General features: G+C 64.9%; 17 protein-coding genes. 8 read left to right on the top strand and 9 right to left on the bottom strand.

Annotated elements, in window-relative coordinates:
• On the bottom strand, positions 1-451 hold a 451-nt coding region (locus tag Q7O19_RS10270), incomplete at its 3' end, for a hypothetical protein (protein ID WP_303810375.1).
• A gap of 618 nt (positions 452-1069) precedes the next feature.
• Between Q7O19_RS10270 and Q7O19_RS10275 the strand changes: the two genes are divergently transcribed.
• Positions 1070-1891 (top strand): SDR family NAD(P)-dependent oxidoreductase, encoded by an 822-nt coding sequence (locus tag Q7O19_RS10275; protein WP_303810376.1) that lies wholly within the window; start codon positions 1070-1072, stop codon positions 1889-1891.
• 18 nt (positions 1892-1909) lie between these two features.
• Here Q7O19_RS10275 and Q7O19_RS10280 read toward each other — a convergent pair whose 3' ends face one another.
• Positions 1910-2980, bottom strand: coding sequence for a PQQ-dependent sugar dehydrogenase (locus Q7O19_RS10280; RefSeq protein WP_303810377.1), 1071 nt, complete (start codon positions 2978-2980; stop codon positions 1910-1912).
• Positions 2981-3099: 119 nt separating this feature from the next.
• On the opposite strand from Q7O19_RS10280, the gene Q7O19_RS10285 reads away from it, so the two are divergent.
• Complete coding sequence (locus Q7O19_RS10285; protein ID WP_303810378.1) at positions 3100-3543, top strand: hypothetical protein; 444 nt, start codon at positions 3100-3102, stop codon at positions 3541-3543.
• An 80-nt stretch (positions 3544-3623) separates the two neighbouring features.
• On the top strand, positions 3624-6200 hold the full coding sequence (gene clpB, locus Q7O19_RS10290; protein ID WP_303810379.1) for an ATP-dependent chaperone ClpB: 2577 nt from the start codon (positions 3624-3626) through the stop codon (positions 6198-6200).
• Here clpB and Q7O19_RS10295 read toward each other — a convergent pair.
• The 3 genes from Q7O19_RS10295 to Q7O19_RS10305 are packed head-to-tail and all read right to left on the bottom strand — an operon-like array spanning position 6197 to position 9124.
• Positions 6197-7678, bottom strand: a complete 1482-nt coding sequence (locus Q7O19_RS10295) for a TonB-dependent receptor plug domain-containing protein (protein ID WP_303810380.1) — start codon at positions 7676-7678, stop codon at positions 6197-6199. The genes clpB and Q7O19_RS10295 overlap by 4 nt on opposite strands.
• Complete coding sequence (locus Q7O19_RS10300; RefSeq protein WP_303810381.1) at positions 7679-8845, bottom strand: aspartyl/asparaginyl beta-hydroxylase domain-containing protein; 1167 nt, start codon at positions 8843-8845, stop codon at positions 7679-7681.
• A 12-nt stretch (positions 8846-8857) separates the two neighbouring features.
• On the bottom strand, positions 8858-9124 hold the full coding sequence (locus tag Q7O19_RS10305; RefSeq protein WP_029131215.1) for a hypothetical protein: 267 nt from the start codon (positions 9122-9124) through the stop codon (positions 8858-8860).
• 79 nt (positions 9125-9203) lie between these two features.
• Here Q7O19_RS10305 and Q7O19_RS10310 point away from each other — a divergent pair, with 79 nt between their 5' ends.
• On the top strand, positions 9204-10199 hold the full coding sequence (locus Q7O19_RS10310; protein WP_303810382.1) for a hypothetical protein: 996 nt from the start codon (positions 9204-9206) through the stop codon (positions 10197-10199).
• A 111-nt stretch (positions 10200-10310) separates the two neighbouring features.
• Here the strand turns inward: Q7O19_RS10310 and Q7O19_RS10315 are convergent, their stop codons facing one another.
• Complete coding sequence (locus Q7O19_RS10315) at positions 10311-13517, bottom strand: TonB-dependent receptor (protein ID WP_369692463.1); 3207 nt, start codon at positions 13515-13517, stop codon at positions 10311-10313.
• 115 nt (positions 13518-13632) lie between these two features.
• Between Q7O19_RS10315 and cysD the strand changes: the two genes are divergently transcribed.
• The gene (gene cysD / locus Q7O19_RS10320; RefSeq protein ID WP_303810383.1) at positions 13633-14616 is read left to right on the top strand and encodes a sulfate adenylyltransferase subunit CysD; all 984 of its coding nucleotides are present in this window, start codon (positions 13633-13635) and stop codon (positions 14614-14616) included.
• Positions 14616-16475: a sulfate adenylyltransferase subunit CysN gene (gene cysN, locus Q7O19_RS10325; protein ID WP_303810384.1), complete on the top strand. Its 1860-nt coding sequence runs from the start codon at positions 14616-14618 to the stop codon at positions 16473-16475. Before cysD ends, cysN begins: the two co-directional genes overlap by 1 nt.
• A gap of 77 nt (positions 16476-16552) precedes the next feature.
• On the opposite strand, the gene Q7O19_RS10330 is transcribed toward cysN, so the two are convergent.
• The 3 genes from Q7O19_RS10330 to Q7O19_RS10340 all read right to left on the bottom strand — a co-directional run bounded on the left by Q7O19_RS10330 (position 16553) and on the right by Q7O19_RS10340 (position 19326).
• Positions 16553-17734 (bottom strand): aspartyl/asparaginyl beta-hydroxylase domain-containing protein, encoded by a 1182-nt coding sequence (locus Q7O19_RS10330; RefSeq protein ID WP_303810385.1) that lies wholly within the window; start codon positions 17732-17734, stop codon positions 16553-16555.
• A 219-nt stretch (positions 17735-17953) separates the two neighbouring features.
• Positions 17954-18997, bottom strand: a complete 1044-nt coding sequence (locus Q7O19_RS10335) for an aldo/keto reductase (protein ID WP_303810386.1) — start codon at positions 18995-18997, stop codon at positions 17954-17956.
• Positions 18994-19326: a TIGR04076 family protein gene (locus Q7O19_RS10340; protein ID WP_303810387.1), complete on the bottom strand. Its 333-nt coding sequence runs from the start codon at positions 19324-19326 to the stop codon at positions 18994-18996. Before Q7O19_RS10340 ends, Q7O19_RS10335 begins: the two co-directional genes overlap by 4 nt.
• A gap of 99 nt (positions 19327-19425) precedes the next feature.
• Here Q7O19_RS10340 and Q7O19_RS10345 point away from each other — a divergent pair, with 99 nt between their 5' ends.
• Positions 19426-19746, top strand: a complete 321-nt coding sequence (locus tag Q7O19_RS10345) for a Bor/Iss family lipoprotein (RefSeq protein ID WP_303810388.1) — start codon at positions 19426-19428, stop codon at positions 19744-19746.
• A gap of 10 nt (positions 19747-19756) precedes the next feature.
• Positions 19757-20146, top strand: coding sequence for a hypothetical protein (locus Q7O19_RS10350; RefSeq protein WP_303810390.1), 390 nt, complete (start codon positions 19757-19759; stop codon positions 20144-20146).
• Positions 20147-20328 lie beyond the last annotated feature (182 nt).

Raw genomic sequence — 20328 nt, forward strand, 5'->3', positions numbered from 1 at the left:
AGCCCTTGGTTGCGCCATTGACGGCGGTACGACGGAAAAACATGATTGGCGTAGCCCGTGCGCGTTCGGACGGCTCAATGGCGGCATGGGTAGCATGCGCCTCGAGCAGAGCCTTATTACCCGGTGTCTGGGCTGGATCCTGCCGCGGGGTTTTTGCATCTCCAAAGTAGCGAATGTGCCCGTTGTCGACGTCAAATATGTCATGCCACGGGGTCTGCGCTGATCCAACGCGATTTGGGCTACTGGAAATTAGAATCACTGGCCGACGGCTACCTGCCGCTGTCTTGATAGCTGCCGTTGGGTTGATACCCTTCTCCAACTGTGGCCGTGAGAACCCTTCGGCGTGGGTCAGGTGCCAGAAGTTTCTGACGTTATCGATGACCGGCACGTTGGGCGAGAACTCGCGTGGATAGCGAAGGATTTGATCCACGGAGAGTTTGTATTCCGACATGCCCTGAGATTAGCTGTCTGGTACCGTTAGTCCAGCCGTCCAAATCCATCCTTCAACGAGCAGATCAATATGTACGAAGGAAGCTCAGGTCCCATATCTGGGGAATGGGGGTACCCCCGGGGTGGGGTCTGGCTGGGCAGAGATTTAAGGGGTGGCGGGTGGGGGGGCAGTCCGAAGCAGTTGGTGCGTGACTCCCTCTGACGGGATGTCCGCTAAATGTCAGTCCCGGCCGACTCTATGGCTCTTTAAAACCGTCTAAGTTATTGAAAAAAATGGTGAACGCATTTGAGTTCGAACCTGCGACCTACTGATTAAGGGGCAGTCTCACATTCAACGGTATTTGAAGGGCGCCCTTTGTAAGAAAAGTGCCTCCCCCGGGGGTCCGAGGTTTGCCGCAAAAATCGACGGAGCCTAATTTCATAAAAGGCATGCAGCTCTCAGCAGGAAGTAGGGCCAAAAGTAGGGCCGATAGTTCAAATTTATATAAAAATCTTATTTTCTCAATAGCTTCAACTTATATAATGGCGGAGGGGGTTTCCCCTAACATCCGAAAATGGAGGGCTGGCGAAGCCGCCTGCGCCCTGTCACGCTCCGCCAAAATCACGGGGAGAGATGATCATGGGCACACTCACAGGGCGCGTGGCCTTTGTCACCGGTGCAGCCAGCGGCATCGGACGCGCTTGCGCCGTCCAGCTGGCGGCCGAAGGCGCCATCGTCTTCGTCACCGATATCGATGCCGAAGGCGGCCGCAAGACGGTGGAGCTGATCGAAGCCGCCGGCGGCCAGGCGACATTCCGCGGCCAGGACGTGACCGAGGAGCCGCGCTGGGCCGAACTCGTCAAGCGCGTCATGGATCTATATGGCCGGCTCGACATTCTCGTGAACAACGCCGGCATCGGCACCTCCGGCCTGATTACCGATGTGACGCTGGAACAGTGGAACCGGCAGATGGACATCAATGTCACCAGCTGCTTCCTCGGCACCAAGCATGCGCTGCCGGCGATGCGGACGCCGCGCCCCGATGGCCATGTCGGCGGCTCTATCATCAATATCTCTTCGGTGGCCGGGCTGGGTGGTTCGGCCGGCATGTCGGCCTATTGCGCCAGCAAGGGCGCAGTGCGGCTGCTGACGAAGGCCGTCGCCATGGAATGTGCGGCCATGAAGGACGGCATCCGCTGCAACAGCGTGCACCCCGGCATCATCGACACGCCGATCTGGCAAAAGATCGACACGTCAGGCGCGCTCTCCGCCGCGCTGGCCACTGCTAGCCAGTCGGGGGCCAATGCCATCGATGTCGATGCCGTCGGTGCCGGCGCCCCGGTCGGCTTTGCCGGCAAGCCTGAAGATATCGCGGCCGGCGTGGTGTTCCTGGCCAGCGACGCCAGCCGTTACATGACAGGTTCGGAACTAGTGATCGACGGCGGCTGGACAGCGCACTGAGCGCCTGTGGGCTGCGGGTTACGGTGTGACCCGCAGCACCTTGCCCGCATCCTCATCCGTCGTCAGCCACACCGCGCCATCAGGGGCCACCCGCACATCGCGGATGCGGGCCTTGATCGACGGGAAAATGCGTTCCTGCCGTACCACCCGACCGTCGGCATCCACATCCAGCCGCCGCACCTCCTTGTTCACCAGCGCGCCGACGATCAGATCGCCCGCCCAGGCCGGCCATAGCGCGCCGCGATAGACGGCCAGGCCGGACGGCGCGATCGACGGCACCCACACGGCACGGCCATCGATCATGCCGGGATAGGTCTGGAACGGACTGATGGTCGCGCCGCTGTAATCCAGGCCCTTGGTCGCCACCGGCCAGCCGTAATTGCCACCCTTTTGGATCAAATTCAGCTCATCGCCGCCCTGCGGCCCGTGTTCATGCGCCCACAGATGGCCATTGGCCGGATCAACCGCAAGCCCTTGTGGATTGCGGTGGCCATAGCTCCAGATATGGGGCTGCGCGCCGGCCTTGCCCCCCCGTTCATTGGCAAACGGATTGCCCGCCAGCGGCCGGCCATCGTCGGCCATGCGCATAATCTTGCCCAGGCCCGATTGCAGCCGCTGGGCCTGTTCGCGATAATCGAAACCGTCACCGGTGGTCAGCACCAGGCTGCCATCGGGCAGGAAGGCCATGCGCCCGCCAAAATGCACCGGCGTATCCTTGGCCGGGCTGACCTGGAAGATGAGCTTGGCCTCCACCAGCCGATCCCCGTCCAGCCGGGCGCGGGTAACGCGGGTGAAGTTGGCGCCCTTCTCTCCGGCGGCATAGCTGAGGTAAATCAAGCCATTATCGGCAAACTTCGGGTGCAGCACCACGTCGAACAGCCCGCCCTGGCTGGCCAACCGCACCGCCGGCACGCCGGCAATCGCCCGCTTCTGCCCGCCGGTACCGAGCCGCCACAGCCGCCCGGCGCGTTCCGTCACAAGCACATCACCTGCCGGCAAAAACGCAAGGCTCCACGGGTGATCCAGCCCGCTGGCCATCACCTGCACCTGCTCCGCCTGCGCCGCGCCTGCCGTTAAGGGGCCATGCATGGTCACAGCAAGAGTTATTAACAACTTTTTCAGTTTGATTACCATTTTCGCCGAATCAACCCTTCCCTCGCGGTTCCATCATGGAGTAAGAAGCGACAACGAACAGGAAAAAATACAACATGGCATCCCTCAAGGACCTGTTGCGTACTGCCCCGGCCTGGTCCGCCGCGGTTCTCACCACCACCGCCATCGCCAGCATGATTCAAAGCTGCCAGGTGCAATCCGGCCTGCTCGATCTGGGGGTGAAAATTCCTGCCGGTCTGGCGCTGGAAACGGCGGGCCGCGATTTTGCTGGCCTATTGCTGCCGTTGCTGGCGGTGTTCGGCTTTGCCCTCCTTGTCGCCTTCAGTGCCGCGCACTGGCTGAAGCCGCGCCTGCCGCTACTTGCGCCCATTGCCTGGCCGCTGGCCGGCGGCCTTGCCATTGCAGCCGTGCTGATGGCCATGCACGCCCAGTTCCAGATGACCCCTCTGGCCGGCGCACGCGGCATGGATGGCTTCACCCTGTTCTGCCTCGCTGGCAGCATCGGCGGCTTTGTCTTTGGCTGGCTCAAACCGCGCTGAACGCCACTTCCGCAACATCCCTACTTGTGTTGCTATAAAGCCACACCATATCCTCCGGTGAACAGGAGGACCATCCGCCTATGAACATCGAAAAATTCTCCGATCGCGCTAAGGGGTTCCTGCAATCGGCGCAAAAGGTTGCAATCCGCAACAACCACCAGCGCGTGGCGCCCGAACATGTGCTGAAAGCCCTGCTGGAAGATGAGCAGGGCCACGCTTCCGGCTTGATCAAGGCGGCTGGCGGCACGGCGGCCACCGCACTGCAACTCACCGATCAGGCGCTGGCCAAGATCGCCCAGGTATCGGGCAGCGGCGCGCAAAGCCTGGCGTGGGACAATGACACGGTGCGCGTGCTCGACAGCGCTGAACAGGTGGCGGTGAAGGCCGGCGACAGCGTTGTCACCGTCGAACGGCTGCTGGTTGCGCTGGCGCTCGCCACCACCACCGAAGCCGGCAAGGCGCTGAAGGGCGCCGGCGTCACCCCGCAGGCGCTGAACGAAGCCATCAACAGCGTCCGCAAGGGCCGCACGGCTGATTCTGCCGGCGCCGAAGACAGTTTTGATGCGCTGAAGAAATATGCCCGCGACCTGACCGAGGCGGCGCGGGCTGGCAAGCTTGATCCGGTGATCGGCCGTGACGAGGAAATCCGCCGCACCATCCAAGTGCTCGCCCGCCGCACCAAGAACAACCCGGTGCTGATCGGTGAGCCCGGCGTGGGCAAGACCGCGGTCGCCGAAGGCCTGGCGCTGCGCATCGCCAATGGCGACGTGCCCGATGGCCTGAAAGACAAGCGCCTGATGTCGCTGGACATGGGCGCGCTGATCGCTGGCGCCAAATATCGCGGCGAGTTCGAAGAGCGGCTGAAAGGCGTGCTCGACGAAGTGCGCGCCGAAGGCAGCGATGTCGTGCTGTTCATCGATGAAATGCACACCCTCGTTGGTGCCGGCAAGGCGGAAGGCGCGATGGACGCCTCCAACCTGCTCAAGCCCGCCCTGGCCCGCGGTGAACTGCATTGCATCGGCGCCACCACGCTGGAAGAATATCGCAAGCATGTGGAGAAGGACGCCGCGCTGGAACGCCGCTTCCAGCCCGTCCTTGTTGGCGAACCGACGGTGGAAGACACGATCTCCATCCTGCGCGGCCTGAAGGAGAAATATGAACTCCACCACGGCGTGCGCATCACCGATGGTGCCATCGTGGCCGCCGCGACGTTGTCCAACCGCTACATCGCGGACCGGTTCCTGCCCGATAAGGCCATCGACCTGATGGACGAGGCGGCTTCGCGCCTGCGCATGGAGGTGGAGTCCAAGCCCGAAGAGATCGAAGCGCTCGACCGCCGCATCATCCAGCTGAAGATCGAAGCCGCTGCGCTGTCCCGCGAAACCGATGCCGCCTCCAAGGAGCGGCTGGTGGCCCTGAACGAGGAATTGGCGGGCCTTGAAGAGGAATCCGGCGCACTCACGTTGCGCTGGCAGGCCGAGAAGGAAAAGCTGGCCGGCGCCACCCGCATCAAGGAGCAGCTCGACGCCGCCCGGATCGAGGTGGAACAGGCCCAACGCGGCGGCGATTATGCCAAGGCCGGCGAGTTGACCTACAGCCGCATCCCGGAACTGGAACGCCAACTGGCCGAAGCCGAGCAGGTGACCCAGGCCGCGATGGTGCGCGAGGAAGTGACCGGTGATGATATCGCAGCGGTCGTCTCGCGCTGGACCGGCATTCCGGTAGACCGGATGCTGGAAGGCGAGCGCGACAAGCTGATGAAGATGGAAAGCATCCTCTCGGCCCAGGTGATCGGTCAGGCCGCCGCCGTGAAGGCGGTTTCCAGCGCCGTGCGCCGCGCCCGCGCCGGCCTGCAGGACCCGAACCGGCCGCTGGGCAGCTTCCTGTTCCTCGGCCCCACGGGCGTCGGCAAGACCGAGCTGACCAAGGCGCTGGCGCAATTCCTGTTCGATGATCCGCGCGCCATGGTGCGGTTGGACATGAGCGAGTTCATGGAAAAGCACAGCGTTGCCCGTCTGATCGGCGCGCCTCCCGGCTATGTCGGCTATGAAGAAGGCGGCGTGCTCACCGAAGCCGTGCGGCGGCGGCCCTATCAGGTGGTGTTGTTCGACGAAGTGGAAAAGGCCCACGGTGACGTGTTCAACGTGCTGCTGCAGGTGCTCGATGACGGCCGGCTGACCGATGGCCAGGGCCGCACGGTGGATTTCACCAACACGCTGATCATCCTCACATCGAACCTTGGCAGCCAGTATATCGCCGCCCTGCCCGATGGTGCGCCGATCAGCGAGGCCGAACCGCAGGTGATGGAAGTGGTGCGCGGGCATTTCCGCCCCGAATTCCTTAACCGGCTGGACGAAATCGTGTTGTTTCAGCGGCTTGGCCAGGAAGTGATGGCGCCGATCGTCGATATCCAGGTAAGCCGCGTGCAGGCCCTGCTGAAGGACCGCAAGGTGACGCTCGACCTCACCGACGCCGCCCGGCGCTGGCTGGCGCGGGTGGGCTATGACCCGGTTTATGGCGCACGCCCGCTGAAGCGCACCGTGCAGAAACATCTGCAGGACCCGCTGGCCGAACTGATCCTGGCCGGTGAGGTCCCCGATGGCAGCACGGTGAAGGTCGACGAAGGCGACGGGAAACTGGTGCTTGTAGCGGGCTAGAATCCCGCCACCATCTGCAGCAGCGCCTGCCGGCCCACCGGACCGGCAGCGCTGCCTGCATCGCCGGCATTGCTCACACTGGCGATCAACCGCACGCGTTCACCGATCTGCCGCTCCACGCTCACATCTAGCCCGCCGGCCAGCGCTGTGCGGTGCCGCAAGCCAGCACTCACCGCCCAAGGCCCCGTCTCCAGTGTCGCCCGCAGCAGGCTCGCAAAGCGCGGCACCGGCATCGGCGTGAAAGCCGCCTGGTCGTGATGCGTGGCCAGCGCAGTCAGCGCCAGTTGCGCGCCCCCGCTCACCCGCCCGCGCCAACTGGCCGACACATCCCACGCCTGCACCCTCGCGGCGCCCTGTGCTTGCCAGCGCCGGTCCACGGTCAGTGCGAACCCCGGCAAAAACGCCGGCGTGGCAATCAACCCGACGCTGCGGCTCATCCCGCTCAGCGTCGCGAAATCATCCACCCCGCGCGCCACCTGCCCGCGCAGCGCAATGCCGGGAAACGCCTCCCAGCGCCCGCCGGCCTGCCACAGCGTTTCGGATTTGCCGGCCAACCACGCCTGCCGCACGCCCAGAGTCGCCACCAGATTCTCGGCGGCCGGCTTGTCCTGCAGCACCGGCACGGCGGCTTCCGCAAACAGCTCCCGCGCCCGCACCACCCCCGCGCCCAGCCGCAGCCGCCGCCAATCCGCCCCGGCGGCGAGGGTGATCGGCTCGGCCGCGCCCGGAAGGATCAGGCCGGTCGCTCCGCTCAGCACGGCTCGCGCCTGCGCAAGCCGGCTGCTGGCACCCGCCGCCTCCTGATGGCCACCATTGGCCACCGCCAGCCGCCACTGCCAGCGGGTGCCGCCCGAAAGCCCCAGGGCAACATCATGCCAATCAGCACGAATCACACCGTGCGCCCGTCGGGCAAACATTCCCCGGCCCCAGAGTTGGAGAGGCCCAACATCCTGTTGGAACCGCCCGGCCAGATGCCAGCGATCCTGATCTGTGGCCCCGCCGGGCAGCGCGCCGCCCCGCGTATAGCCGCCACCCACCCAGCCAAAATCATTGCCCAGCTGCAGATCAACCGCGCCAATGCCGCGCCCATCCTGCGCGCCCGCCGCTGCCAGCAGCCGGCCACCAGCCGCCACCGGATGGCCACCCGCCGCCAGCACGCCGCTCAGCGCGCCAGCGCCCTGTGCCACACCGGCCGCACCTGCAGACAGTCGCGCGCTTTCGATCAGGCCCAGTCGCAGCAGGGTCAGGTCCACCACGCCGCTTGCCGCCGGCGCCAGCCGCAGGCCATCCAGCGTGACCAGCGTGCCCGGAAGGCCGGACACCACCAACCCCCTTGCCGAGCCGCGCAGCCACGGCCAGTCACCAATCGCCTCCCCCGTCAGCACCCCGCCGCGCCGGCGCAGCGTTTCAGCGGAAAGCCGCTGCTCGCTCACCACGGCCGGGGCATCGGCATTCTGGCTGGTGAGGGGCAGGTCCATTCAGGCCTGATCGGGGGTGTAGGCCGCCACCGTTTCAAACAGCACGGTCAGCGCCTGGCGTTCGGCCGCGGTCAGTTCCGGCCGCCACACTTCAAACAGCAGGATGGCCCGCGGGGCATCGCTGTCGTTCCAGGCCTCATGCTCGATGCTGTCGTCGAACAGCAGCACCTCCCCGGCGCGCACGTCGCGGGTCTCGGCGCCCACCCGCAGGCGGCAGCCATCGGGCACGATCAGCGGCAGATGGCAGATCAGCCTTGTGTTCAGCATGCCGTTGTGTGGCGGGATATGGGTGTGAGGTGCCAGGATCGAAAACAGCGCCATCGGTGCCGTGCCAGCGATGCGCGGCAAGGGCGCCTGGGCCAGCGCCGCCATCGTGGCGGGGCAGCGGGCGGCATGGTCGGCGATGGGCAAGCCATTGCGGAACAAGTGAAATGCGCTCCAGCGCGCATCGGCCAGCAGGGCATGGCCCTTGTTGGGGCGATCGGGATCGGCCTCCACATAAGGCGCGATGCCGTCACCGTGGGCCATCACCGCTTCGGCTTCGGCGCGGATGGCGGGCAATGCGGCGGCCAGCGCGCCAGTCCAGGCGAAATCGGCCGGATCATAAAAGGGGATCTGCGGTAGGCGCGGATAATAGAAACTGGTGGGCTGTTGCAGATAGGGCTGGCTGCGGCCCGACACGATCTGCAGGGCTTCGGCAAAGCGCGGGCCGGTGCTGGCGGCATCAACACCGGCGGTATCGAAGGCGCCCCTCATCTCGGCTTCGAACTGGGCAAAGGCGGCCTCCCGCGCAGCTGCAGCGCGGTTCAGGCGGGCGATCAGATCCGGCGGTAATTGCCGGCCCTGTGCGGCGTTCAGCGCACGTTCGTACCAGGCGATGGCGGCGCGATCATTGCCGCTGCGGGTCTGCACCTCGCCGGCCATCACCAGTGCATAGGGATTGGCCGCGTCAAGCTCCACCACCCGGGCCACGTGCGCCATCACGGCTGCGCGATCATCCAGCATGTCGCACGCCTGCGCCAGCCACAGCCAGATCTGCAAGGTGGCGCGGCCACTGGCCACGATGGTTTCAAACGCCCGGCGCGCAGTCTTGCCATCGCCTGCCTGCAAGGCCGCGATGCCGGCCTGGGCAGTGCGTTCCAGTGCGGCCTTTTCAGGATCGTTCATGGCAAGGCGCCATCACTGGCTGCCGGGACGGCTCATGGTCGAGTTGTTGAGATCTCGCGCGAATTGCTGGTTGGTATCCTGCACATAGGCCCATTGCTGGCGGGTCAGGCAGGTGCGCTTGGCCTTGACCAGGCTGCCGGTTTCCTTCTCGCGCTTGCAGATGATTTCCTTGCTCTTGTCCACCGGCGCAGCAGCAGTCGGCGCTGCTTCAGGTGTCTGGGCCGCAGCCGGCGCTACCGCTGCGGCAGCAAGAAGCAGGGCGAAGCAATGACGAACCATGATGACGTGTCCTTCGCGATCAGTTGACGAGGCCGGTAGCGGGATTGCACTTTCCGGGGCAGCACGTCAAATCGGCAATGTGTCCACCATCGCTTCAAATCCCGTCTGGCTGCCGCATCGCTATGATCCGCAGCATGATGCCATCCACTTCCGGCACACGCCGCGCGCCGCGCATGGCGCCGCCACTTTCCTGACCGACGAGTATCTGGGCGAGGCTAAGCCCACGATCATTGCCCGGACCGCAGCGCTGGCCCAGGCTGGCACGTCGGCACCCTTGCGCTTTATCCTGCACAGCGCCTTCTGCTGTTCCACGCTTTTGGCGCGGGCATTTGATGCGCCGGGGCTGGCCATGGGCCTGAAGGAGCCGGTGATCCTGAACGATCTGATCGGCTGGCAATTGCGCGGCGGCGACCGGCGCCAGATCGCCAATGTTCTGGATGGCAGCCTGACCCTGCTGGCCCGACCATTCGCACCCGGCGAGGCGGTGGTGATCAAGCCGAGCAACGTGTGCAATGCCATGGCACCCCTGATACTGCAGATGCGCCCCGACGCGCGGGCGCTGCTGCTGTATGCCCCAATGCCGGTGTTCCTGGGGTCTGTGGCGCGCAAGGGCATGGATGGCCGGATCTGGGTGCGCGAACTGCTGCTGAAACAGCTGAAGCAGGGCCTGCACAGCTTTGGCTTCAGCGGCGAAGATTATCTGGGGCAGACCGATCTGCAGATCGCAGCCATGGGCTGGCTTGCGCAGCACGCGTTGTTCGCCCGGCTGGCGGCGCAGTTCGGCCAGCAGGTGACAACACTTGATTCCGAGTTGCTGCTGGCTCATCCCGCGGCGGCGATGACGGCCCTGTGCCGCTTCTTCGACGTGCCGCTGGACGTGCAAGCCGTTGTTTCCGGGCCAATCTTCGGCCGGCACAGCAAGTTTGGCCAGGCCTTTTCCACCGACGATCGCATCGCCGAGCGTGCAGCCGAAGCGGCCCACGCCGATGAGATTGCCAAGGTGGCGATCTGGGCTGAGGCCGTGGCCAAGGCCGCCGGCGTGCCGATGCAATTGCCGCGCCCGTTGCTGGGCTGAACGCCGCCGTCGGCCGCAGCCGGCGCGCTCGCTTCGCCAAGTTCCAAACAGCAAAAAGGGCGGGTGTTGCCACCCGCCCTTTCGCATTTCACAGCCCTTGCGGGCGCTTCATCAGAAGCGGACGTTGATCTGCATCGTGTAACGGCGGCCCAGCGCGTCGTAGGTCGACGGGAAGGTGTTGCCGCTGTTGAACGAGGTCGAACCGGCCGCAGCACCAACCAGAGGCGGCTTGGTGTCGAACAGGTTGCTGACCGTTGCGATCAGGGTGATGTTGTCCAGGATGTTGAAGCGACCGGTCAGATCGAAGTAATCATAGGCACGGATCTGACGGAAGGCCGAGAAAAACGGCGTGTCATCACCGAAGAAGCCGTTGGCAGCGGTCGGCGCTGCCGCATTCAGCGGCTCCTGGATCACCTTGTCGATGTGGCGCCACAGCAGCGACACGTCGAAGTTTTCGAAGCCCAGGGTCGTGCGCAGCGAGGTCTGCCACTTCGGCTGGATCGAACCGGTGAACGAGCAGTTTGGGCTGTAGTAGCCGACGCACTCACGGTTGACCGAGGTCGGCGTGGCCTGGAACTGCGAACGGAAGGTGTAGTTGAAGTTGCCGCTCACACCCAGCTTGGCGAAGCCAAGATCGGTCGAGTAGGTCAGGTTCACATCCAGACCGTCGGTCTTCAGGCGGCCCAGGTTCGACAGCGGACGCGGCAGACCCAACGATTCACCATCAAACGAGCCAGACAGCGGGTCACGGCGGATGGCCGTGCAAGCTGCGCTGGTGGCGCTGGCGGACGTGATGCTGCCGAAGCAGGCGGCGATCGCATCGCCCGGCAGCGGGCTGGTGATCGCGTCGGTCACGCTGATGTTGTAGTAATCGACCGTGAGGGCGAGGCCCGGAGCGAAGGACGGCTGCAACACCGCACCCAAGGTCCAGGTGTTGGCCTTTTCCGGCCGCGCGTTGGGGTTGCCGCCGCCGTAGGCATTGGCCTGGCCCGCAGCCGGCTGATCGATCTGGCCGATGATGCCCGGAGCAGCGCCCTGCGCAATGCAGACCGCACGCAGGTTGGCGTTGGTCGTCGGAGCGGCGCCAGCGCACGGATCAGTGCCCAGGTTGGTCAGACCGCGCGAAACCGGCGAGAAGAGTTCGCCGATGTTCGGGGCGCGGACAGCGCGGCTGTAGTTACCACGGACCTTGAAGCCCTGGGCCATTTCCCAGGTGCCGCCGGCCTTCCAGGTGAAGGCGTCGAACGACGGGTTGCCCGGCGCAGCGACTTCATAGGACGAATAGCGCGCACCGGCTTCGAGGGTGAGGTTTTCGAAGAAGGGCTTGCCTTCAAGGATCGGGGCGATGACTTCGCCGAAGACTTCCTTGACGTTATAGCCACCTTCGACGCGCGGGGTCGGGCCACCGCCGCCGCCCAGAGCGCCACGCTCCGAGAAGTCGTCCGGCAGCACGGCAGCGCCGTAATCGCGATACTCGGCACCGACAGCGAAGCCGATTGCTTCAGCATCACCGAAGCTGACACCCAAATCACCCGACAGCAGCGCACGAACCTGAGTCAGGCTGGAGGTGCGGCGATCGGTGGAGTCTGCCGAGATGAAGCGCGCCATCGCCGGCGTGATCGAGCCGGCCGGGCCGTAGACGTTCAGCGGAACGCAGGCCACGTTGCCGCTGAGGCAGGTGTTCGGGTTGGTGGCCTGAAGGGCTTCCAGCACGCGATCGTTGATCAGGTAACCGGTGGCGCGGGCGATGTTTTCGCTCTGGCCGTAGGAGGCGGACACGTCCCAATCGAGCGTGTTGGTCAGCTTGCCGCGCAGGCCGGCGGTGTAATCGAACAGCGTGGTGGTGTATTCGCTGTCACGCGTGCCGGCTTCGACGGTACGGCGGCTGAGCAGGGTGGTCACCTCGCGGTACTTGGGATCGGCCTTGGTCGTCGCAGTCGCTGCAGCGGCGCACTCGGTTGGCGTGAAACGCGGCGTGTAAAGGCCGGAGGCCACCGAGCTGGTGTTGAAGGCGCAATACTGGTTGCGGATCGCTGTCGGCAGGAACGGGTTCGACATTGGCAGAACAACCGTCTGCGAGAACAGGCCCGACGGCGCGATGATCGTGCGCACGGTGTTCTTGGAGAACATACCGCGGGCATAAACCTCAATATTGTCGGTGATCTCGTAGTTCGCCTTGGCGAAGAGGTTGAAACGCTGGAACGGCGTCTGGAAGATGTTGAATGGGTTGAAGTTGAAATCCTGATAGAACGGAACAGCCGTGCGGCCATCGGGCGACAGCTGGCCGTTGCCGAGGTTAGCCACAGCCGGATTGGTGCTCGGCTGGCCGGTCAGGGGATCAATCGGACGCACGTTGCGGATGCGGGTCGGCACCGTCGTCGGCGAACCGCCGCCGGTGTTACCGCTGAAGGTATCGAAGCCGAGACGCGACACGTCGCGGTCGCCCTGGAAAACAGGATCGGCCTTCTGGTAACCAACTGAGATCACGGCGTTGCCCTTGCCGTCGGCAAAGTCGCCGCCGATGGTCAGGTCGGCGCGAATGCGATGGCCGTCGCCACGCTCGGTGAGCGAGTTGGAGACCTGCAAATCCATGCCGGTGAAGTTCTTCTTGGTGACGAAGTTCACGACACCGGTGATGGCGTCGGCACCATAGGTGGTCACGGCGGCGCCGGTCAGCGCGTCAACGCGCTCAACGAGAGCCAGCGGGATGTTGTTCAAATCGACGACGCCGCCGAGGCCGGCAGGCGCGATGCGCTGGCCATCGAGCAGGACGAGGTTGCGGTTGGTGCCGAGACCACGAAGATCGACGAAGCTGGCGCCGCCGTTGCCGTTGTTCACGGCCGAACCGATGCTCGGCACGAAGCCGGGGATTTCACGCAGCACTTCTTCGGCCACGTTGCTGCCGCGCAGCGCGATGGTTTCAGCCGAGGTCGTGACGATCGGCGATGCCGACACCAGGTTCGGGTTGCGGATCAGGGTACCGGTAACAACGATGGTGCCTTCTTCGGCAGCTTCGGTTTCAGCGGCGGCAGTTGCCGTCTGAGCGAGCGCCGGGCCGGCCATCAGGGCGAGAGCCAGCGTGGCGACGCTGGACGTCAGCGCGAGGCGCCGATTCGAATTCTTGAGTTGCGTCACGGTGTATTCCTTCTTCTGACCAAATTCCAAGGAAACCCTGCCTCGCCAGAAAAATATCCACTCCCTTTTCGGTGGCGGCCTATTCCCCTCGCGGTGCCATTGACGGCACACCAGCACAATTTCCAGCCCCTCTGAGGCTTGTGACGCTTCTGTGAAAAGCCAGACCTCGTGTAAAGCGCGCAAACGCAGATGTGGTCGTTTCCACCTCGCTGTGTGGCCAATTCGCCACAATCTTGAGGGATGGCAGGGCAGAAACGCCAGCCTTTTGCTTTGCCGGCGAACTGATTATGGCTGCTGCATGGATAGTGAAGCCACCATCGCCGCCTATGCCGCGCGGTTCCGCAGCGGCAGCGGCCACGCCGCCAAGCCGCCCACACGGCAAACGCTGCCGCCCGATCTGGCGCGGCTGGAGGCGGAGGCCATCCATATCCTGCGTGAATTAGCCGCCTCGTTCCGCAAGCCGGTGATGCTCTATTCCATTGGCAAGGATTCAACGGTGATGCTGCACCTGGCGCTGAAGGCGTTCTGGCCTTCGCTGCCACCGTTTCCGCTGCTGCATGTGGACAGCCTGTGGGAATTTGCGGCCATGGGCGCGTTTCGCGACACGCTGATGCCGGCGCTGGGCATCGATATGCGCGTCCACGTCAATGAAGAGGGCGCGGCGCGCGATATCAACCCCTTCGTCCATGGTTCCGCGCTGCACACCGAAGTGATGCGCACCACCGGGCTGCTGCAAGCACTGACCGGCGGTGGCTTTGACGCGGCGATCGGCGGCGGCCGCCGCGACGAAGAGAAATCCCGCGCAAAGGAGCGCATCTTCTCGTTCCGCGACGCCCACCAGGGCTGGGATCCGCGCCGGCAGCGGCCGGAATTCTGGCGCACCTACAACACGCGGGTGGGGCCGGGGGAATCCATGCGGGTCTTCCCGATCTCCAATTGGACCGAGCTCGACGTGTGGCGGTATATTGAAGCCGAGGCGATACCGGTGGTGCCGCTCTATTTCGCAGCGGAGCGCCCCACAGTGGTGCGTGATGATGTGCTGCTGATGGTGGATGATGATCGCCTGCCGCTGGAGCCCGGCGAGGAACCGGTGATGCGCCGCATCCGTTTCCGCACCCTGGGGTGCTACCCGCTCACCGGCGCGGTAGAGTCCGAAGCCAAAACGCTGGCCGATATCGTGGCGGAAATGGCCGATACCCGTACATCGGAACGGCAGGGGCGGGTGATCGATCGCGACGGCGATGGATCGATGGAACAGAAGAAGCGGCTGGGATATTTCTGATGGCCAACACCCTCAACCGGGATGGCGTGCTGCGCCTGATCACCTGCGGATCAGTGGACGACGGCAAGTCCACGCTCATAGGCCGCCTCCTGCACGACAGCCAGGCCATCATGGACGACACGCTCAGCACGCTGGCCAATGACAGTCGCAAGCATGGCACCACCGGCGGCGAGATCGATTACGCTCTGCTGCTCGATGGCCTTGATGCCGAACGCGAACAGGGCATCACCATCGATGTCGCCTGGCGCTTCTTCGCCACGCCGCGCCGCCGCTTCATTATCGCCGACACGCCCGGCCACGAACAATATACGCGCAACATGGCCACCGGCGCCTCCACCGCCGATCTGGCGATCATCCTGGTCGACGCCTCCAAGGGTCTGCTGCCACAAACCCGCCGCCACAGCTTCATCGCCTCGCTGATGGGCATCGGCCACATCGTGCTGGCCGTGAACAAGATGGACCTGGTGGATTTCGACGCAGCCCGCTTCCGCGCAATCGTCGATGAATACACAGCCATTGCCGAACGCTTGGGCTTTCTCGGCTTCACCGCCATTCCGATGGCCGCCCGCGCCGGCCTGAACCTCGCCACCAGCGCTACCGAAATGCCGTGGTATGATGGCCCTACGCTGATCGCCCATCTGGAAGGTTTGGAACTCGCCGCCACCGATGCGTCCGGGCCATTGCGCTTCCCGGTGCAATGGGTGAACCGGCCCGATGCCCACTTCCGCGGCTATGCCGGCACCATCGTGGCCGGCCAGGTGAAGCCCGGCGACCCCATCGTCACCGCCCGCTCCGGCAAGGCCACCCGCGTCGCCCGCATCGTCACCGTGGACGGCGACCTGCCGCTCGCTGGCCCGGAAGCCGCCGTCACGCTGGTGCTGGAAGACGAAATCGACATCTCTCGCGGCGACATGCTGGTCAGCCCCGAAGACCGGCCCGCCGTCGCCCAGCAATTCGCCGCCGATCTGATCTGGCTCGACGAGGATGCGCTCAAACCCGGCCGGTCCTACCTGCTCAAATCCGGGTCCCTGACGACCCCGGCCTCGGTCACGCTGCTCAAACACCGCATCGACATCACCACGCTGGACGAACGCCCGGCCCGCACGCTCGCCATGAACGAGATCGGCCTCGCCAACCTCGAAACCACCGCGCCGCTGCTGTTCGATCCCTACGGTGAATGCCGCGACACCGGCGGCTTCATCCTCATCGATCGCTACACCAACAACACCGTGGGCGCCGGCATGATCCGCCACGCCCTCAGGCGTGCCAGCAACATCCACTTGCAGCCGATGACGGTCACGCAAGCCCAGCGCAGCGCATTGAAAGGCCATCAGCCCGCGGTGATCTGGTTCACCGGGCTTTCGGGTTCCGGCAAATCCACCATCGCCAATCTGGTCGAAGCCCGCCTCGCCGCGCTCAGCTGCCACACCTACGCGCTGGATGGCGACAATGTCCGCCACGGCCTCAACCGCGATCTCGGCTTCACCGATGCCGATCGCGTCGAAAACATCCGCCGCATCGGCGAAGTCGCCAAACTGATGGCGGACGCCGGCCTGATCGTCACCTGCTCCTTCATCTCCCCCTTCCGCTCCGAACGCGAAATGGCCCGGCAACTCGTGGGCGCCGAACGCTTCATCGAAGTCTTCGTCGATACCCCCATCGAAATCTGCCAAGCCCGCGACCCCAAAGGCCTCTACGCCAAAGCCGCCAGCGGCGAACTCACCAACTTCACCGGCATCGACAGCCCCTACGAAGCGCCTGAAGAGCCGCAACTGCACATCACGACCAGCACCATGAGCGAAGCCGACGCCGCAGAGGCGATCATCAACTGGCTGCGGGCGCGCGACATCATCGGGTGAAGGTGAAAGAAAGGGTGCCTCCGGCGGGCAGGGTCGATGACCCTGCCCGCCGGAGGCACCCTTATCTGAAAACACCCTCAGGCCGCTGAAAACTCCGCCAGCCCGCGGCCATGCGCGTCCAGTTCGTTCACCCAGCGGGTGATCAGGGGGCGTTCGTCGGCGGCGATGAAGGGGTTCCAGGTGTCGAGGATTAGCACCGCGCGCAGCTCGTCGGTGGGGTTGTGAGCTTCGTGTTCGATGGTGTCGTCGAAGGCGAAGGCCTGGCCTTCGACCCAGGGGCGGGTGTCGTTGCCAACGCGGAACCAGCAGCCTTCGGGCACGATTAGCGGGAGGTGGATGATGCTGCGCACGTTGGTGGCGCCGGTGTGCGGCGGGATAACGGTGCGGGGTTTGAGCAGCGAGAAGAAGGCGGTGGGCCCGCGACCGGGCAGATCGAACAGCGGCATGCGATCCAGCACGGCGGCGGTGTTGGCGCAGAGCGTGCACATGGCTTCGTCGCGCACGCCATGTTTCAGGAAGAAGCGCGCCGCCCAGGCATCGCTCTTGTTCAGGTCCTTCCACTGGTTCACCGGCACGCCGGCCGGATAATCCACATAGGGAGCAAAGCCTTCGCCGCCCGCCGCCAGCACCGCCTGCAATTCGGCGCGGATCGCCGGCGTGGCGGCTTCCAGGTCGGCCAGCCAGGGGAACAGGTCGCGTTCGAAATACTGGATGGCGGGCAGATAGGGATAATGCAGCGCCAGCGGCTGGTGCACATACACGCGGCGCCGGCCCAGTTGCGCCTCCATGGCGTGGCGCACGCGGGTGGCCGATGCCGGGGAGGCCTGTTCCAATTCATCGGCCATCGCCGCATCCAGCCGTGCAGCGAGCCCATCATTGGCCGCCTGCACCACGCCGGCGGCATGCTGCAGCCCGGCTGCAAAGCCCGGCCCCACCTGCTCGCGCGGATCAACCGCCGCCAGCAACCGCTGATAATCCGACAGCGCGTCGGCCGTGCGGCCCTCATGCTCATGCAGCCGCCCGCGCGCCAGCAGGGCATGGGCCATGTACGGATCACGATCCAACGCGGCATTCAACGCCACCAGCTGCGCCTTGGCATCGCCGGCCAGCGCGTGGGCGTTGGCCAGATTATAATGCAGGATCGCCGCCGCCGGATCGGCCTTGACGGCTGCCGCAAAGGCGATGGCGGCGGCCTTTGCATCGCCACGCTGCAACGCCTGCATGCCTTGGCTGTTCAGGACGACGGGATCTTTGCTCATGCGGGCGGTGATAGCGCAGTGTGGCTCGTGAGACAGCAGAAAAAGGGGAGCCTCCGAGGGCACCCATCGAAACGAAGTTTCGATGGGCCCCGCCGCGGGCATGGTCGCGGGCCCTACACCCGTTTGTTTTGGGCGCCATCTCCGAACGAAGCGCCGCCCGAAAATGCAAGTGGGTGAAGGGCCTCAGGCCCGGCCCGCCGGAGGCCCTTGATTCTGCATTCAAGCCTTGTTCAAATTATACTTCATGATCCGCCCATGCCGTCCATCGCGGTCGCGTTCGAGGGCGTAAACATCGCCTTGCGGTCCCGGCGGCAGCACGCCAGCGATGGCGGTGTGGTCGGCGGCGGAGAGGCGCAAGGCGGCGATGGCCAGCGTGTCGGCAAGGTGGCCGGCGTGGCGGGCGCCGATGATGACGGCGGCGACGCCGGGTTGATCGAGCACCCAGCGCGCGGCGACGGCGGAGAGCGGGACGGCGTGGTGTTGGGCAATGCGGTCGAGAACCGACAGCAGGGCCTGAAAGGCATCCCACCCGCCGCATTCATCGATGATCAGGCGATATTTGATCAGGCTGCGGTTGGTGAGGCTTTCGGCGGGATCGGGTTGCCCAAGCCAGCGGGCGGAGAGGAATCCGCCGGCAAGCGCGCCATAGCAGATCAGGCCGGTGTGGCTGGCGGCCGCGGTGGCGGTGAAGGCACCGGCCGGGCGGCGATCAAGCAGCGAATATTGCACCTGGATGCTGGTGAGCGGCGCACCGGCGGCGGCGAATGCGGCGACGTGGGCCGCATCGAAATTGGTGCCGGCGATGTGGGCGATCTTGCCGGCTTGCTGCAATTCTTGGAGATGCAACAGCGCTTCGACGCAGCGCGGCTGGGCATAATCCCACCAGTGGAATTGCACCAGGTCGAGGCGCTCCATCCTGAGCCGGGCGCGGCTGCGATCGATGATGGCTTCCACGTCGGCGCGGGAGAGAGTGGGGAGCAGGGCAAGATCGGGCACGAATTTGGTGTGCACTTTCAGGCGGTCCAGCGTTTCGGCGCCGCGCGCGTTGGCCAGATGGCGGCGGAAATCGCCGATCATCTCTTCCACGCCGGTGTAGATATCGGCGCAATCGAGCGCGGTGATGCCGGCATCGAAGAAGGCGAGGAAGCCGTCATTGAGGCTGTCTCGCGCCACCGGGCCATGATCGCCGGCCAGCTGCCAACCGCCGCGAATCAAACGGGAAATGCTGTAGCCGGGGGCAAGATCGATGCGCTCCACGCTCATGGCTTCACCGTTGCCGTGGTCTCGGCACGGCGGAATGTGCGTTTGCCGAGGCGGGTAATCTTCAGCCGCGACGGGCAGTTGGGATCTGGGCAGGCGATTTCGGCGTCGCTGGCCATCCAGTCGTTGGGATCGGTGGCGCGCTGCTTCGCGGCTAGCAATGGCAGCACGGTGGCGAGGCTGTAGATCGAAAAGCCCTGGCCCGGCGGCAGAAACAGCAGTTCGCCGCGCAGTTCGAACCAATCGCCGGGCTGCGCATTGCACCACAGTTTCGCGCCAGGCGGCGCAATCACCTCCACCTTGAGATCATAGAGCTCGAATTCGTGCGTCATGCCGGCGCTTGTGCACCAGATGCATCAACGAAACCAGAGCGCTGGCCAGTACGATGGCTTCGTGCCATCATGGCATCGGGTCGGCCTTTCTGGGGGAGCATGATGCTGCGCCCTTTTACTGCCCTGATGATCGCCTGTGCGCTGCCGGGCTGTGCCTATCACAGCCTCACCGTGCCGGTGCCCAATCGGGGCGATCAGAATTTGCATCCCGTGGACAGCAACGCCATCGCCTGGGGCGCGCTGGAGGATCCGAAAAAGGCTGAGGCGTGCGTCGGCACCAACAGCATCAGCGATGTGCAGGTGCGCACGTCGCTGCTGCAGTCGCTGGCCACGGTGCTCACTCTTGGCATCTGGCAGCCGTCCCACATCCGCTATCGCTGCGGCAAGCTGCCGACCGGTGAGGGCGAGATTCCACAATAAGGAGCCCGGCATGGCGCGCATCCTGAAATTTGATGATCGCAGCTGGCACAATTGGCATTTCACCGAGCGTGATGTGCCGATTGCCGGGCGATACGAACTGCACCGTGCCGTCACCGCCAGCCTGTCCGATATGCGGGCCAGCGCCAAGGCCGTGCAGGATTTGATCGGCAAGGCCTTCACCGGTCGGTGCCGGCTGCGCGCCGACGGTGCGACCTGGTCATTCTCTGCGGCGCCATCGGTGCCCGGCGGCTGGCCACTGGCAACCGGCTATGCCAACGAGCTGTTTGCCCTGCCGAAAACCCACGTCGATCCGACCTTCAGCGGCGATCACAATGGGCTGGCGCTGTGCCAGACCGGGATTTCTGTGGCCGAACTCAACATGTGGCTGGAACCGCACTGACGGTCGCTCTCCACCAGCGGCGCGTCGAATGGGCAGACGTTCGTGGGGGCGATGAGCTGTTCCACCCACAGGTCCGCCATCGATCACGGCGCCATTCAGAGCCAAGTCCGCGCCATCCAACTGATTCCGGGGCCGGACCGCAATCTGTGGATCGAGCCGGCTTCGCGGCCTGTCACCGATGG

This window comes from Sandarakinorhabdus limnophila DSM 17366 (genome assembly GCF_945882885.1).
Lineage (GTDB): Bacteria > Pseudomonadota > Alphaproteobacteria > Sphingomonadales > Sphingomonadaceae > Sandarakinorhabdus > Sandarakinorhabdus limnophila_A.

Bases quoted from the DNA above. Each gene is read 5' to 3' on its own strand.
- Q7O19_RS10275 (WP_303810376.1), top strand. From the start codon at position 1,070: ATGGGCACACTCACAGGGCGCGTGGCCTTTGTCACCGGTGCAGCCAGC.
- Q7O19_RS10280 (WP_303810377.1), bottom strand. From the start codon at position 2,980: ATGCATGGCCCCTTAACGGCAGGCGCGGCGCAGGCGGAGCAGGTGCAG.
- Q7O19_RS10285 (WP_303810378.1), top strand. From the start codon at position 3,100: ATGGCATCCCTCAAGGACCTGTTGCGTACTGCCCCGGCCTGGTCCGCC.
- clpB (WP_303810379.1), top strand. From the start codon at position 3,624: ATGAACATCGAAAAATTCTCCGATCGCGCTAAGGGGTTCCTGCAATCG.
- Q7O19_RS10295 (WP_303810380.1), bottom strand. From the start codon at position 7,678: ATGGACCTGCCCCTCACCAGCCAGAATGCCGATGCCCCGGCCGTGGTG.
- Q7O19_RS10300 (WP_303810381.1), bottom strand. From the start codon at position 8,845: ATGAACGATCCTGAAAAGGCCGCACTGGAACGCACTGCCCAGGCCGGC.
- Q7O19_RS10305 (WP_029131215.1), bottom strand. From the start codon at position 9,124: ATGGTTCGTCATTGCTTCGCCCTGCTTCTTGCTGCCGCAGCGGTAGCG.
- cysD (WP_303810383.1), top strand. From the start codon at position 13,633: ATGGATAGTGAAGCCACCATCGCCGCCTATGCCGCGCGGTTCCGCAGC.
- cysN (WP_303810384.1), top strand. From the start codon at position 14,616: ATGGCCAACACCCTCAACCGGGATGGCGTGCTGCGCCTGATCACCTGC.
- Q7O19_RS10330 (WP_303810385.1), bottom strand. From the start codon at position 17,734: ATGAGCAAAGATCCCGTCGTCCTGAACAGCCAAGGCATGCAGGCGTTG.
- Q7O19_RS10335 (WP_303810386.1), bottom strand. From the start codon at position 18,997: ATGAGCGTGGAGCGCATCGATCTTGCCCCCGGCTACAGCATTTCCCGT.
- Q7O19_RS10340 (WP_303810387.1), bottom strand. From the start codon at position 19,326: ATGACGCACGAATTCGAGCTCTATGATCTCAAGGTGGAGGTGATTGCG.
- Q7O19_RS10345 (WP_303810388.1), top strand. From the start codon at position 19,426: ATGATGCTGCGCCCTTTTACTGCCCTGATGATCGCCTGTGCGCTGCCG.
- Q7O19_RS10350 (WP_303810390.1), top strand. From the start codon at position 19,757: ATGGCGCGCATCCTGAAATTTGATGATCGCAGCTGGCACAATTGGCAT.